Origin of the sequence: Allomesorhizobium camelthorni, from assembly GCF_011045125.1 — a bacterium.
Taxonomy (GTDB): Bacteria; Pseudomonadota; Alphaproteobacteria; order Rhizobiales; family Rhizobiaceae; genus Allomesorhizobium; species Allomesorhizobium camelthorni.
Genome location: NZ_JAAKZF010000017.1, coordinates 84116 through 96013, shown reverse-complemented (window position 1 = coordinate 96013; position 11898 = coordinate 84116). Strand labels below are relative to the sequence as shown.

Below are 11898 nucleotides of genomic sequence, written 5' to 3'. Positions count from 1 at the left end.
CAAATAACTGATCTGTCGCGGGCGGGACTTCGCCCGCGCCGCGCCAGAACAAGGAAAAGACGAATGAACGGCCAGAATATCCGCATACGCCTCAAAGCGTTTGACCACCGGGTGCTTGATGCCTCGACGCGCGAGATCGTGTCGACGGCAAAGCGCACCGGCGCCAACGTCCGCGGCCCCATTCCGCTGCCGACGCGGATCGAGAAATTCACGGTCAACCGCTCGCCGCATGTCGACAAGAAGAGCCGTGAGCAGTTCGAGATGCGCACGCACAAGCGGCTGCTCGATATCGTGGACCCGACGCCCCAGACGGTCGATGCGCTGATGAAGCTCGATCTCGCAGCAGGCGTCGACGTCGAAATCAAGCTCTGAGAGCTGACATGAGCCGGCGGGCGAAGACCCAAAGGCTCCTCTGAAGGAAAACGAACCGATGCGTTCAGGTGTTATAGCACAGAAGTTGGGCATGACCCGCGTCTACAACGACGCCGGCGAGCATGTTCCGGTCACTGTTCTCCGCATGGAGAACTGCCAGGTCGTGGCTCAGCGCACGAAAGAGAAGAACGGCTACACCGCCGTCCAGCTCGGCGTTGGTCTGGCCAAGGTCAAGAACACGTCGAAGTCGATGCGCGGCCATTTCGCCGCCGCCTCGGTCGAGCCGAAGTCGAAGGTCGCGGAATTCCGCGTCTCCGACGAAAATATGCTCGACATCGGCGCCGAGATCACGGTCGAGCATTATGTGCCCGGCCAGAAGGTCGACGTGACCGGCACCACGATCGGCAAGGGCTTCCAGGGCGTCATCAAGCGCCACAATTTCGGTGGCGGCCGTGCGACCCACGGTAACTCGGTGTCGCACCGCACGCACGGCTCGACCGGCCAGCGCCAGGACCCGGGCAAGGTGTTTAAGGGCAAGAAGATGGCCGGCCACATGGGCTCGACCCGCGTGACCACCCAGAATGTCGAGGTTGTTTCGACCGATACGGACCGTGGCCTGATCCTGATCCGCGGTGCGGTTCCGGGTTCGAAGGGCGCATGGATCCTGGTTCGCGACGCCGTCAAGGAAGCGTTGCCTGAAAACGCGCCGAGGCCCGCCGGCATTCGCGCCGCGGCCAAGAGCGCAGCTCCGGCCAATGAGGGAGCGGAATAATGGATCTCAAGATTTCAACGCTTGGCGGCGAAGACGCCGGCAAGGTCAAGCTCTCGGAAGAGATTTTCGGCCTTGACCCGCGCGAGGACATCCTGCAGCGCGTCGTGCGCTGGCAGCTCGCCAAGAAGCAGCAGGGCACGCACAAGACCAAGGGCCGCGCCGAAATCGCGCGCACCGGCGCCAAGATGTACAAGCAGAAGGGTACGGGCCGCGCCCGCCACCATTCGGCTCGCGCTCCGCAGTTCCGCGGCGGCGGCAAGGCGCACGGCCCGGTCGTTCGCAGCCACGAGCATGACCTTCCCAAGAAGGTCCGCGCTCTCGGCCTGAAGCATGCGCTGTCGGCCAAGGCCAAGTCGTCGAGCCTGATCATCGTCGATGATCTGAAGCTGACGGAAGCCAAGACGAAAGCGCTGGTGGCGAACTTCGAAAAGCTCGGCCTGACCAACGCACTGATGATCGGCGGCGCCGAGCTTGACGTGAACTTCAAGCGTGCGGCCACGAACATCCCGAACATCGACGTGCTGCCGATCCAGGGCATCAACGTCTACGACATTCTGCGCCGCGGCACGCTGGTCCTTTCCAAGGCCGCCGTCGAGGCCCTCGAGGAGCGCTTCAAATGACGGATCTCCGCCACTACGACGTGATCGTCAGCCCGGCGATCACCGAAAAGTCGACCATGGCTTCCGAACAGAACCAGGTCGTGTTCAACGTCGCCAAGAAGGCGACGAAGCCGGAAATCAAGGCTGCCATCGAGGCGCTGTTCAGCGTCAAGGTGACGGCTGTCAACACCCTGATCCGCAAGGGCAAGGTGAAGCGTTTCCGCGGCACGGCAGGCCGGCAGAGCGACGTGAAGAAGGCGGTTGTGACGCTGGCCGAAGGCCAGTCGATCGACGTCGCTACGGGTCTCTGAGAGGCGCGAGGACAGTAAAATGGCATTGAAGAATTTCAAACCGGTAACGCCCAGCCTTCGTCAGCTGGTTCTCGTCGACCGCTCGGCCCTCTACAAGGGCAAGCCGGTCAAGGGCCTGACGGAAGGCCTGACCAAGTCGGGCGGCCGCAACAATTACGGCCGCATCACCGCCCGCTTCATCGGCGGCGGCCACAAGCGTTCGTATCGCATCATCGACTTCAAGCGCCGCAAGTTCGACATGGCTGCGACGGTCGAGCGGATCGAGTACGACCCGAACCGCACCGCCTTCATCGCGCTGGTCAAGTATGACGACGGCGAGCTGAACTACATCCTGGCGCCGCAGCGCCTGGCCGTCGGCGACAAGGTCATCGCCGGCGAAGCGGTCGACGTGAAGCCGGGCAATGCGATGCCGCTTTCGGCCATGCCGGTCGGCACCATCGTCCACAATGTCGAGCTGAAGCCCGGCAAGGGCGGCCAGATCGCGCGCTCGGCCGGTTCCTACGCCCAGCTCGTCGGCCGTGACCAGGGCATGGCGATCCTGCGCCTCAATTCGGGCGAGCAGCGCGTCGTCAGCGGCCTGTGCATCGCCACCGTCGGCGCGGTCTCCAATCCGGACCACGCCAACATCAATCTCGGCAAGGCCGGCCGCAAGGTCTGGCTCGGCAAGCGCCCGCACAATCGCGGCGTGACCATGAACCCGGTCGATCACCCGCATGGCGGCGGCGAAGGCCGCACCTCGGGCGGACGCAATCCGGTGTCGCCGTGGGGCAAGCCGACCAAGGGCAAGAAGACGCGGTCCAACAAGGCGACCGACAAGTTCATCCTGCGCTCGCGTCATCAGCGCAAGAGCTAAAGAGAGGTAGGCGGAAGTGACCCGTTCAGTTTGGAAAGGCCCGTTCATCGACGGCTTTCTCTTGAAGAAAGCCGAGAAGGTGCGCGAAGGCGGCCGTAGCGAAGTGATCAAGATGTGGAGCCGCCGCTCTACCATTCTGCCGCAGTTCGTCGGCCTGACCTTCGGCGTCTACAACGGCCAGAAGCACATCCCGGTCTCCGTGTCGGAAGACATGGTCGGCCACAAGTTCGGCGAATTCGCCCCGACCCGGACCTATTACGGTCACGGCGCGGACAAGAAAGCGAAGAGGAAGTAACATGGGCAAGGCCAAAGCTCCGCGCAGGCTTGCTGACAACGAGGCGCGCGCGGTTCTCCGCACCATCCGCATCAGCCCGCAGAAGCTGAACCTCGTTGCCGCGCTCATCCGCGGCAAGAAGGTGGCGACCGCGCTGTCGGATCTCGAATTTTCGCGCAAGCGCATTTCCGGCACCGTCAAGAAGACGCTGGAATCGGCGATCGCCAATGCCGAGAACAATCACGACCTCGACGTCGACGCCCTCGTGGTGGCCGAAGCCTATGTCGGAAAGTCGATTGTCATGAAGCGTTTCCATGCACGTGGCCGCGGCCGCGCCAGCCGGATCGAGAAGCCGTTTTCGCACCTCACGATCGTCGTTCGTGAAGTCGAAGAGAAAGGGGAGGCCGCCTGATGGGTCAGAAAATCAATCCGATCGGTTTCCGCCTCGGCATCAACCGCACCTGGGACTCGCGCTGGTACGCAAACACCGGCGAGTACGGCAAGCTGCTGCATGAAGACATCAAGATCCGCGAATACCTGAAGAACGAGCTGAAGCAGGCCGCGATCTCGAAGGTCGTCATCGAGCGTCCGCACAAGAAGTGCCGCGTCACGATCCATGCCGCCCGTCCTGGCCTGATCATCGGCAAGAAGGGCGCCGACATCGAGAAGCTCCGCAAGAAGCTGATGGAGATGACGAAGTCGGAGACGCATTTGAACATCGTCGAGGTGCGCAAGCCCGAGATCGACGCCATCCTGGTCGCGCAGTCCATCGCGCAGCAGCTCGAGCGCCGCATCGCGTTCCGCCGCGCCATGAAGCGCGCCGTGCAGTCGGCCATGCGTCTCGGCGCCGAAGGCATCCGCATCAACTGCTCGGGGCGTCTCGGCGGCGCTGAAATCGCGCGCATGGAATGGTACCGCGAAGGCCGCGTGCCGCTGCACACGCTGCGTGCCGATGTCGATTACGGCACGGCCGAAGCCAAGACGGCTTACGGCATCTGCGGCGTCAAGGTCTGGGTGTTCAAGGGCGAGATCCTCGAGCACGACCCGATGGCTTCGGAGCGCCGCGCCACCGAAGGCGATCATTCGCATGCAGGCGAACGGGGCGAGCGCAGCCGCCGCCGCGAAAACGCCTGATAAGCATTCGGCGTGATCCCGAAAAGTGGACGCCGGTTTTCGGAAAAGATCACGCTAACAAAAGGATTTGGAGTAAAGAACGATGCTGCAGCCAAAGCGCACAAAGTTCCGCAAGCAGTTCAAGGGACGCATCCACGGGCTTGCCAAGGGCGGCACGAACCTGGATTTCGGCGGCTTTGGTCTGAAGGCGATGGAGCCGGACCGCGTCACCGCGCGTCAGATCGAGGCGGCCCGCCGCGCGATCACTTGTGAGATGAAGCGCCAGGGCCGCGTCTGGATCCGCGTGTTCCCGGACGTGCCGGTGACCTCCAAGCCGACCGAAGTCCGCATGGGCAAGGGCAAGGGCGCGGTTGATTTCTGGGCATGCCGGGTCAAGCCGGGCCGGGTGATGTTTGAGATCGACGGCGTTTCCGAGGAAGTTGCGCGCGAAGCGCTGCGTCTCGGGGCGGCCAAGCTCTCGGTCAAGACGCGCTTCGTTCAGCGCATCGCAGAATAAGGGAAGGGCTGATCATGAAAGCCTCTGACGTCAGGGTGAAGACCCAGGACCAGCTCAACGACGAACTGGCCTCGCTGAAGAAGGAGCAGTTCAACCTGCGCTTCCAGAAGGCGACCGGCCAGCTCGAGAAGACCGCGCGCGTCAAGCAGGTCCGCAGGGACATTGCGCGCATCAAGACCATCGCCGCCGAAAAATCGGCCGGCAAGAAGGCTTAAGGACGAAAAACATGCCAAAGCGCATTCTGCAGGGCACCGTCGTCAGCGACAAGAACGAGAAGACGGTCGTCGTCAAGGTCGAACGGCGCTTCACGCATCCCGTGATGAAGAAGACCGTGCGCCAGACCAAGAAATACAAGGCGCATGACGAGAATAACGCCTGCAAGGTCGGCGATCAGGTCTTCATCCAGGAGTCGGCTCCGATCTCCAAGGACAAGCGCTGGGTCGTCATCACCGAAGCCCAGGCTCAATAACGAAATTTTGGACAAGCCGGGCAGGGCGCATGACGCCACTGTCCACGAATAAAGAAGGCGGCCAGTCATGATTCAGATGCAAACAAACCTCGACGTCGCGGATAATTCCGGCGCCCGTCGTGTCATGTGCATCAAGGTGCTGGGCGGCTCGAAGCGGAAATACGCTTCCGTCGGCGACATCATCGTGGTGTCGATCAAGGAAGCGATCCCGCGCGGCCGCGTAAAGAAGGGCGATGTGATGAAGGCGGTCGTGGTTCGCACGGCCAAGGACATCCGCCGCCCGGACGGCAGCGTGATCCGTTTCGACAAGAACGCGGCCGTTCTCGTCGACAACAAGAAAGAGCCCATCGGCACGCGCATCTTCGGCCCGGTTCCGCGCGAACTGCGCGCCAAGAACCACATGAAGATCATCTCGCTCGCGCCTGAAGTGCTGTAAGGAGCCGGAAAAATGCAGAAGATTCGCAAAGGCGACAAGGTCGTCGTCCTGGCCGGCAAGGACAAGGGCCGTACCGGCGAGGTGCTCAGCGTAGCACCGAAGGACGACAAGGCCATCGTTCGCGGCGTCAACCTGGTGCGCCGCCACCAGAAACAGTCCCAGTCCCAAGAGGGCGGGATCATTACGAAGGAAGCGCCGATCCATTTGTCGAACATCGCGCTGGCCGACCCCAAGGACGGAAAGCCGACCCGCGTCGGCTTCCAGGTCCAGGACGGCAAGAAGGTGCGCGTGGCAAAGCGCTCGGGAGAAGTGATCAATGGCTAAGGCAGAATATCAGGCCCGCCTGAAGACGGTCTACAACGAGACCATCCGCAAGGCGCTGCTCGAAGAGTTCAAGTATGAGAACGAGATGGAGGTCCCGCGCCTCGACAAGATCGTGCTCAACATGGGCGTCGGCGAGGCGACCGCGGACTCCAAGAAGCCTTCGGTTGCGGCTGCCGACCTGGCGCTGATCGCCGGCCAGAAGCCCGTCATCACCTATGCCCGCAATTCGATCGCCGGCTTCAAGGTCCGCGAGAAGATGCCGATCGGCACCAAGGTGACGCTCCGCAAGGAGCGCATGTACGAGTTCCTGGATCGCCTGGTCAACATCGCGCTGCCGCGCGTTCGCGACTTCCGCGGCCTGAACCCCAAGAGCTTCGATGGCCGCGGCAACTATGCCATGGGCATCAAGGAACACATCGTGTTTCCGGAGATCAACTACGACAAGGTTGATCAGATCTGGGGCATGGACATCATCGTTTGTACGACTGCGAAGACGGACGACGAAGCCCGGGCGCTGCTCAAGGCTTTCAACTTCCCCTTCCGCCAGTAACGGCAGCGAGAAAAGGAAAATCTGAAATGGCAAAGACCAGCTCAGTCGAGAAGAACAACAGGCGCCGCCGGCTCGTCGACCAGAAGGCCGCGAAGCGCAAGGCTCTCAAGGCGACGATCATGGACAAGAACGTCCCGATCGAGGAGCGTTTCCGGGCACAGCTGAAGCTCGCGGCGATGCCGCGCAACTCGGCCAAGACCCGTATCCGCAATCGCTGCGAAGTTACCGGCCGTCCGCGCGCCTACTATCGCAAACTGAAGATGTCGCGCATCGCGCTTCGTGAACTTGGCTCGCTGGGCGCAGTGCCCGGTCTCGTCAAGTCGAGCTGGTAAGGAGGACATAACATGTCATTGAGTGATCCTCTCGGCGATATGCTGACCCGCATCCGCAACGCCTATGGCCGCAAGAAGTCGAAGGTTTCGACGCCGGCCTCGCGCCTGCGCGCCCGTGTTCTCGACGTTCTGAAGAACGAAGGCTATATCCGCGACTACACGCAGACCGACTTCGACAACGGCAAGTCCGAGATCGAGATCGAGCTGAAGTATTTCGACGGCGCCCCCGTCATTCGCGAGATCGCCCGCGTTTCGAAGCCTGGCCGCCGCGTCTACGTGTCGGTCAAGTCGATCCCGCAGGTCGCCAACGGCCTCGGCATCTCGATCCTTTCGACCCCGAAGGGCGTGATGGCCGACCATGAAGCGCGCGAGCAGAATGTCGGCGGGGAAATCCTCTGCCAGATTTTCTGATCTGGCCGGCGTGAAGTAAGGACAAGAAAATGTCTCGTATTGGCAAAAAACCCGTTCCGCTGCCGCAAGGCGTGACCGCTACCGTCGACGGCCAGACCGTCACCGCGAAGGGTCCGAAGGGCGAGCTGAAGTTCGTGGTCAACGACGAAGTCCTGGTCAAGATGGAGAATGGCGAGATCGCCGTTCAGCCGCGCGACCAGACCAAGGTCTCGCGCTCCAAATGGGGCATGTCGCGCACGCAGATCGTCAACATCGTCGAGGGCGTGAAGCAGGGCTTCGAAAAGCGGCTCGAGATCAGCGGCGTCGGCTATCGTGCGGCGCTTCAGGGCAAGAACCTGCAGCTCGCGCTTGGCTTCAGCCATGATGTCGTCTATCAGACGCCCGAAGGCATCACGATCACCGTGCCGAAGCCGACCGAAATCGTGGTAGCGGGCATCGATAAGCAGGCGGTCGGCCAGGTTGCTGCGGAAATCCGGAAGTATCGCGGACCCGAGCCCTACAAGGGCAAGGGCGTGAAGTACGCCGGCGAGAAGATCGTCCGCAAAGAAGGCAAGAAGAAATAAGGCCACGGTGCGCGGTCGCGGGAGGCATTACGACTACCGCATATGGCCGCGCCCGTTTCACAAGGCAGGGAATAAGTACCATGGCTTCCAAGGAATCCACCCAGAGCCGCGCGATGCGCGTACGGCGTCAGATCAAGAAGGTCTCGGGCGATCGCCTGCGCCTGTCGGTCTACCGCTCGTCGAAGAACATCCACGCGCAGATCATCGACGATTCGAAGGGCCACACCGTGGCCGCCGCTTCGACGCTCGAGAAGGATCTGAAGGGCGCGCTCAAGACCGGCGCCGACGTTGCAGCCGCCGCTGCCGTTGGCAAGCTGCTTGCCGAACGCGCCACGAAGGCCGGCGTCAAGGAAGTCGTCTTCGATCGCGGACCGTACATCTATCATGGCCGCGTCAAGGCGCTGGCCGATGCCGCCCGCGAGGCGGGCCTCACCTTCTAAGCATGATCCCGAAAAGTTGCAGACTTTTCGGAAAAGATCATGCGATAGAAATGGACTTCCGCCCCGGTGGCGCAAAGCGTCGCCGGATCTTTGTAGAAACCGTGCTTCCGGAAAAGAATAAGGAACAGGATAATGGCACAGGAACGTAGGGATGACCGCCGCGGCGGTCGTGACCGCGAAGAGCGCGACAGCGAGTTTGTCGACAAGCTCGTCCACATCAACCGCGTCGCCAAGGTCGTCAAGGGCGGCCGGCGCTTCGGCTTTGCAGCGCTCGTCGTCGTCGGCGACCAGAAGGGCCGCGTCGGCTTCGGCCACGGCAAGGCTCGCGAAGTGCCTGAGGCGATCCGCAAGGCGACCGAGGCCGCCAAGCGCGAACTGATCTTCGTGCCGCTCCGCTCGGGCCGCACGCTGCACCACGACGTCGAAGGCCGTCACGGCGCCGGCAAGGTTCTGCTGCGCGCCGCCAAGGCCGGCACCGGCATCATCGCCGGCGGCCCGATGCGCGCCGTTTTCGAGACGCTGGGCATGCACGATGTCGTCGCCAAGTCGATGGGTTCGTCGAACCCGTACAACATGGTGCGCGCGACGTTCGATGCGCTGAAGAGCCAGATGCATCCCAAGGATGTGGCGGCCCAGCGCGGCATCAAGTACTCGACGCTCCAGGCCCGCCGCGGCACCGCCGTAGCGGCCGAGGAATAGTCGCTCGAGCTCAGGGATCACGACCATGGCAAAAAAAGCAACCAAGACCGTAACGGTCGAGCAGATCGGCAGCCCGATCCGCCGTCCGAAGGAGCAGCGCGCGACGCTGGTCGGCCTCGGCCTGAACAAGATGCATCGCCGCCGCACGCTCGAAGATACACCTTCGGTGCGCGGCATGATCGCGGCGGTACAGCATCTCGTCCGCGTCGTCGACGAGAAGTAGGCCCGGGCGCAGGAGAAAGACAATGAAACTCAACGATCTGCGCGACAATGAGGGCGCGACCCATTCGAAGAAGCGCCTCGGGCGCGGCATCGGTTCGGGTTCCGGCAAGACTGCCGGCCGCGGCGTGAAGGGCCAGAAGGCGCGCTCCGGCGTCGCCATCAACGGCTTCGAGGGCGGCCAGATGCCGCTCTACCGGCGCCTGCCGAAGCGCGGCTTCAACAACATCTTCCGCAAGGATTATGTGACCGTGTCGCTGGCCCGCATCCAGATAGCCCTCGACGCCAAGAAGCTCGACGCCAAGGCGACCGTGAATGCCGAGGCCCTTGTCAAGGCCGGCGTCATCCGCCGCGCCAAGGACGGCGTGCGCCTGCTCAGCGACGGCGAACTGAAGTCGAAGCTCAGCTTCGACGTCGCCGGCGCTTCGAAGGCCGCGATTGAGAAGGTCGAGAAGGCCGGCGGAACCGTAAAGGTTCCCGAGAAGGCCGACGCGTCGGAATAATTGCACTTTTCAAGCGGCGGTCCCGGCGGCCGCCGCTTGCATCTTTGCCGTCCGAAGCCTATCTCGGAGCTTCGTCGACAATGCCGCCCGCTGCGGGCTTTCAAGCGTGACGAAGCGGAGACTTCCATATGGCATCGGCTGCTGAACAACTTGCATCCAATCTGAATTTCGCAGCCTTCGCCAAGGCCGAAGACCTGAAGAAGCGCATCTGGTTCACCCTGGGCGCGCTCCTGGTCTACCGCCTCGGCACCTATATCCCGCTTCCAGGCATCAATCCCGACGCATTCGCACAGGCTTTCACGCAGCAGTCCGGCGGCGTGCTCGGCATGTTCAACATGTTTGCCGGCGGCGCGGTCGAGCGCATGGCGCTGTTTGCGCTGGGCATCATGCCCTACATTTCGGCCTCCATCATCATGCAGCTGATGACCTCGGTCATCCCCTCGCTCGAAGCCTTGAAGAAGGAAGGCGAGCAGGGCCGCAAGGTCATCAACCAATACACGCGCTACGGCACCGTGCTGCTCGCCCTCGTCCAGGCCTACGGCATCTCGGTCGGGCTTGAGAGCGGCGCCGGCATCGTCACCGAGCCTGGCATTTTCTTCCGCGCCTCGACCGTCATCACCCTGGTCGGCGGCACCATGTTCCTGATGTGGCTGGGTGAGCAGATCACCGCGCGCGGCATCGGCAACGGGATTTCGCTCATAATCTTTGCCGGCATCGTCGCCGGCCTGCCGTCGGCGATTAGCGGCACGCTGGAACTCGGCCGTACCGGCGCGCTGTCGACCGGGCTGATTCTCGCGATCATCGTGCTCGCCATCGCCGTCATCGCGATCATCGTCTTCTTCGAGCGCGCCCAGCGCCGGCTTTTGATCCAGTATCCAAAACGCCAGGTCGGCAACCGCATGTTCCAGGGCGATACGTCGCACCTGCCGCTGAAGCTCAACACCGCCGGCGTCATCCCGCCGATCTTCGCCTCGTCGCTTCTGCTCCTGCCGGCGACCGTCGCGGGATTCTCGGCAACGACGACGATGCCCGGCTGGGCAAGCACTGCCCTGGCAGCCCTTGGCCATGGGCAGCCGCTCTACATGCTGCTTTACGCGGCCATGATCGCGTTTTTCGCCTTCTTCTACACGGCCATCGTGTTCAATCCGAAGGATACGGCCGACCAGCTGAAGAAGCACTCCGGCTTCATTCCCGGCTACCGCCCGGGCGAGCGCACCGCCGAATACATCGACTATGTGCTGACGCGCATCACCGTCGTCGGCGCCATCTACCTCGTCCTCGTCTGCCTGCTGCCCGAATTCCTGATCTCGGCGACTGGCGTGCCGTTCTACCTTGGTGGCACTTCGCTTCTGATCGTGGTCAGTGTAACGCTGGATACGGTTGCGCAGATCCAGGGTCACCTGATTGCCCACCAGTATGAGGGACTGATCAAGAAGTCGAAGCTGCGCGGGGGCAAGAGAGGCAGATGAGGTTGATATTGCTCGGGCCGCCTGGGGCGGGCAAGGGGACGCAAGCCCAGAGGCTGGTCGAGCGGCACGGAATACCGCAACTCTCCACCGGCGACATGCTGCGCGCCGCGGTCGCCAACGGCACCGAGGTGGGCAAGCGCGCCAAGGCCGTGATGGACTCCGGACAGCTTGTCTCGGACGAGATCGTTAACCAGATCGTCTCGGAGCGGATCGACCAGCCGGATGCTGCCCGCGGCTTCATCCTTGACGGCTTTCCGCGCACCGTGCCCCAGGCCGAGGCGCTGACGCAGATGCTCGCCGACAAGGGCCAGAAACTCGACGCCGTGATCGAACTCAAGGTCGACGAATCGGCGCTGGTCAGCCGCATGGAGAAGCGTGTCGCCGAAACGCTGGCGTCAGGCGGCAAGGTGAGGGCGGACGATAATCCGGAATCGTTCAAGAAGCGCCTCAACGAGTATCGCGAAAAGACCGCGCCGCTGTCGGCCTATTACGCCTCCACCGGCGAACTGGTTACGCTGGACGGCATGGCCGACATGGACACGGTTACGGCCGAGATCGAAAAGGCGCTTCACGCAAACGCCTGATGCCCCTGAGAGGGCGGTTGACAGCCGGTCCGTTCTGGACTATGGCAGCCCGTCTCCCATTCAGGCATGAAACGGCCGGTCCGCGAGG

23 protein-coding genes are annotated in these 11898 nt (G+C 62.7%); all 23 read left to right on the top strand.

Annotated features, from left to right (window positions below):
* Positions 1 to 63 precede the first annotated feature (63 nt).
* Entirely contained in the window at positions 64 to 372 is a 309-nt protein-coding gene (rpsJ, locus tag G6N73_RS14875) for a 30S ribosomal protein S10 (protein ID WP_006205468.1), read from the top strand.
* Positions 373 to 430: 58 nt separating this feature from the next.
* A complete protein-coding gene (gene rplC / locus G6N73_RS14870) occupies positions 431 to 1144 on the top strand; it encodes a 50S ribosomal protein L3 (protein WP_165028820.1) in 714 nt (237 codons plus the stop codon).
* Complete coding sequence (gene rplD, locus G6N73_RS14865) at positions 1144 to 1764, top strand: 50S ribosomal protein L4 (protein WP_165028818.1); 621 nt, start codon at positions 1144 to 1146, stop codon at positions 1762 to 1764. The genes rplC and rplD overlap by 1 nt, the downstream gene beginning before the upstream one ends.
* Entirely contained in the window at positions 1761 to 2054 is a 294-nt protein-coding gene (locus G6N73_RS14860; protein WP_165028815.1) for a 50S ribosomal protein L23, read from the top strand. Before rplD ends, G6N73_RS14860 begins: the two co-directional genes overlap by 4 nt.
* A 19-nt stretch (positions 2055 to 2073) precedes the next feature.
* Entirely contained in the window at positions 2074 to 2907 is an 834-nt protein-coding gene (gene rplB, locus G6N73_RS14855) for a 50S ribosomal protein L2 (protein WP_165028813.1), read from the top strand.
* 16 nt (positions 2908 to 2923) lie between these two features.
* Complete coding sequence (gene rpsS / locus G6N73_RS14850) at positions 2924 to 3202, top strand: 30S ribosomal protein S19 (protein ID WP_008837718.1); 279 nt, start codon at positions 2924 to 2926, stop codon at positions 3200 to 3202.
* Between the two features lies 1 nt (position 3203).
* Entirely contained in the window at positions 3204 to 3593 is a 390-nt protein-coding gene (gene rplV, locus G6N73_RS14845) for a 50S ribosomal protein L22 (protein ID WP_008837719.1), read from the top strand.
* Positions 3593 to 4315: a 30S ribosomal protein S3 gene (rpsC, locus tag G6N73_RS14840; RefSeq protein ID WP_165028811.1), complete on the top strand. Its 723-nt coding sequence runs from the start codon at positions 3593 to 3595 to the stop codon at positions 4313 to 4315. Before rplV ends, rpsC begins: the two co-directional genes overlap by 1 nt.
* 82 nt (positions 4316 to 4397) lie before the next feature.
* On the top strand, positions 4398 to 4811 hold the full coding sequence (gene rplP, locus G6N73_RS14835) for a 50S ribosomal protein L16 (RefSeq protein WP_165028809.1): 414 nt from the start codon (positions 4398 to 4400) through the stop codon (positions 4809 to 4811).
* Between the two features lie 14 nt (positions 4812 to 4825).
* Positions 4826 to 5026 (top strand): 50S ribosomal protein L29, encoded by a 201-nt coding sequence (rpmC, locus tag G6N73_RS14830; protein ID WP_008837722.1) that lies wholly within the window; start codon positions 4826 to 4828, stop codon positions 5024 to 5026.
* Positions 5027 to 5037: 11 nt separating this feature from the next.
* A complete protein-coding gene (gene rpsQ, locus G6N73_RS14825) occupies positions 5038 to 5280 on the top strand; it encodes a 30S ribosomal protein S17 (RefSeq protein WP_008837723.1) in 243 nt (80 codons plus the stop codon).
* Positions 5281 to 5347: 67 nt separating this feature from the next.
* A complete protein-coding gene (gene rplN / locus G6N73_RS14820) occupies positions 5348 to 5716 on the top strand; it encodes a 50S ribosomal protein L14 (protein WP_006205457.1) in 369 nt (122 codons plus the stop codon).
* A 12-nt stretch (positions 5717 to 5728) separates the two neighbouring features.
* Positions 5729 to 6040, top strand: a complete 312-nt coding sequence (gene rplX / locus G6N73_RS14815; protein ID WP_165028807.1) for a 50S ribosomal protein L24 — start codon at positions 5729 to 5731, stop codon at positions 6038 to 6040.
* Positions 6033 to 6590, top strand: a complete 558-nt coding sequence (gene rplE, locus G6N73_RS14810; RefSeq protein ID WP_008837725.1) for a 50S ribosomal protein L5 — start codon at positions 6033 to 6035, stop codon at positions 6588 to 6590. The genes rplX and rplE overlap by 8 nt, the downstream gene beginning before the upstream one ends.
* Before the next feature lie 26 nt (positions 6591 to 6616).
* A complete protein-coding gene (rpsN, locus tag G6N73_RS14805; protein WP_008837726.1) occupies positions 6617 to 6922 on the top strand; it encodes a 30S ribosomal protein S14 in 306 nt (101 codons plus the stop codon).
* Positions 6923 to 6934: 12 nt separating this feature from the next.
* Positions 6935 to 7333 carry a 30S ribosomal protein S8 gene (gene rpsH, locus G6N73_RS14800; protein ID WP_008837727.1) on the top strand — a complete coding sequence of 133 codons (399 nt, stop codon included), beginning with the start codon at positions 6935 to 6937 and terminating at the stop codon, positions 7331 to 7333.
* Between the two features lie 29 nt (positions 7334 to 7362).
* On the top strand, positions 7363 to 7896 hold the full coding sequence (rplF, locus tag G6N73_RS14795; RefSeq protein WP_008837728.1) for a 50S ribosomal protein L6: 534 nt from the start codon (positions 7363 to 7365) through the stop codon (positions 7894 to 7896).
* An 80-nt stretch (positions 7897 to 7976) separates the two neighbouring features.
* Positions 7977 to 8336 (top strand): 50S ribosomal protein L18, encoded by a 360-nt coding sequence (gene rplR, locus G6N73_RS14790; protein WP_165028805.1) that lies wholly within the window; start codon positions 7977 to 7979, stop codon positions 8334 to 8336.
* A 132-nt stretch (positions 8337 to 8468) separates the two neighbouring features.
* On the top strand, positions 8469 to 9035 hold the full coding sequence (gene rpsE, locus G6N73_RS14785) for a 30S ribosomal protein S5 (RefSeq protein ID WP_008837730.1): 567 nt from the start codon (positions 8469 to 8471) through the stop codon (positions 9033 to 9035).
* Between the two features lie 25 nt (positions 9036 to 9060).
* Positions 9061 to 9258: a 50S ribosomal protein L30 gene (rpmD, locus tag G6N73_RS14780; RefSeq protein WP_008837731.1), complete on the top strand. Its 198-nt coding sequence runs from the start codon at positions 9061 to 9063 to the stop codon at positions 9256 to 9258.
* Between the two features lie 22 nt (positions 9259 to 9280).
* Positions 9281 to 9757, top strand: a complete 477-nt coding sequence (rplO, locus tag G6N73_RS14775; RefSeq protein WP_008837732.1) for a 50S ribosomal protein L15 — start codon at positions 9281 to 9283, stop codon at positions 9755 to 9757.
* A gap of 128 nt (positions 9758 to 9885) precedes the next feature.
* The gene (gene secY, locus G6N73_RS14770) at positions 9886 to 11226 is read left to right on the top strand and encodes a preprotein translocase subunit SecY (protein ID WP_165028803.1); all 1341 of its coding nucleotides are present in this window, start codon (positions 9886 to 9888) and stop codon (positions 11224 to 11226) included.
* Positions 11223 to 11810 carry an adenylate kinase gene (locus G6N73_RS14765; RefSeq protein WP_165028801.1) on the top strand — a complete coding sequence of 196 codons (588 nt, stop codon included), beginning with the start codon at positions 11223 to 11225 and terminating at the stop codon, positions 11808 to 11810. The genes secY and G6N73_RS14765 overlap by 4 nt, the downstream gene beginning before the upstream one ends.
* The last annotated feature ends 88 nt before the right edge of the window (positions 11811 to 11898 follow it).

Excerpts from the sequence above, each read along its gene's own strand:
- rplV (WP_008837719.1), top strand. The coding sequence starts at position 3,204 with ATGGGCAAGGCCAAAGCTCCGCGCAGGCTTGCTGACAACGAGGCGCGC.
- rpsJ (WP_006205468.1), top strand. The coding sequence starts at position 64 with ATGAACGGCCAGAATATCCGCATACGCCTCAAAGCGTTTGACCACCGG.
- rplP (WP_165028809.1), top strand. The coding sequence starts at position 4,398 with ATGCTGCAGCCAAAGCGCACAAAGTTCCGCAAGCAGTTCAAGGGACGC.
- rpsE (WP_008837730.1), top strand. The coding sequence starts at position 8,469 with ATGGCACAGGAACGTAGGGATGACCGCCGCGGCGGTCGTGACCGCGAA.
- G6N73_RS14765 (WP_165028801.1), top strand. The coding sequence starts at position 11,223 with ATGAGGTTGATATTGCTCGGGCCGCCTGGGGCGGGCAAGGGGACGCAA.
- rplO (WP_008837732.1), top strand. The coding sequence starts at position 9,281 with ATGAAACTCAACGATCTGCGCGACAATGAGGGCGCGACCCATTCGAAG.
- rplE (WP_008837725.1), top strand. The coding sequence starts at position 6,033 with ATGGCTAAGGCAGAATATCAGGCCCGCCTGAAGACGGTCTACAACGAG.
- rpsN (WP_008837726.1), top strand. The coding sequence starts at position 6,617 with ATGGCAAAGACCAGCTCAGTCGAGAAGAACAACAGGCGCCGCCGGCTC.
- rplB (WP_165028813.1), top strand. The coding sequence starts at position 2,074 with ATGGCATTGAAGAATTTCAAACCGGTAACGCCCAGCCTTCGTCAGCTG.
- rplX (WP_165028807.1), top strand. The coding sequence starts at position 5,729 with ATGCAGAAGATTCGCAAAGGCGACAAGGTCGTCGTCCTGGCCGGCAAG.
- G6N73_RS14860 (WP_165028815.1), top strand. The coding sequence starts at position 1,761 with ATGACGGATCTCCGCCACTACGACGTGATCGTCAGCCCGGCGATCACC.
- secY (WP_165028803.1), top strand. The coding sequence starts at position 9,886 with ATGGCATCGGCTGCTGAACAACTTGCATCCAATCTGAATTTCGCAGCC.
- rpsQ (WP_008837723.1), top strand. The coding sequence starts at position 5,038 with ATGCCAAAGCGCATTCTGCAGGGCACCGTCGTCAGCGACAAGAACGAG.
- rpsH (WP_008837727.1), top strand. The coding sequence starts at position 6,935 with ATGTCATTGAGTGATCCTCTCGGCGATATGCTGACCCGCATCCGCAAC.
- rplN (WP_006205457.1), top strand. The coding sequence starts at position 5,348 with ATGATTCAGATGCAAACAAACCTCGACGTCGCGGATAATTCCGGCGCC.
- rpmD (WP_008837731.1), top strand. The coding sequence starts at position 9,061 with ATGGCAAAAAAAGCAACCAAGACCGTAACGGTCGAGCAGATCGGCAGC.
- rpsC (WP_165028811.1), top strand. The coding sequence starts at position 3,593 with ATGGGTCAGAAAATCAATCCGATCGGTTTCCGCCTCGGCATCAACCGC.
- rpmC (WP_008837722.1), top strand. The coding sequence starts at position 4,826 with ATGAAAGCCTCTGACGTCAGGGTGAAGACCCAGGACCAGCTCAACGAC.
- rplF (WP_008837728.1), top strand. The coding sequence starts at position 7,363 with ATGTCTCGTATTGGCAAAAAACCCGTTCCGCTGCCGCAAGGCGTGACC.
- rplD (WP_165028818.1), top strand. The coding sequence starts at position 1,144 with ATGGATCTCAAGATTTCAACGCTTGGCGGCGAAGACGCCGGCAAGGTC.
- rplC (WP_165028820.1), top strand. The coding sequence starts at position 431 with ATGCGTTCAGGTGTTATAGCACAGAAGTTGGGCATGACCCGCGTCTAC.
- rplR (WP_165028805.1), top strand. The coding sequence starts at position 7,977 with ATGGCTTCCAAGGAATCCACCCAGAGCCGCGCGATGCGCGTACGGCGT.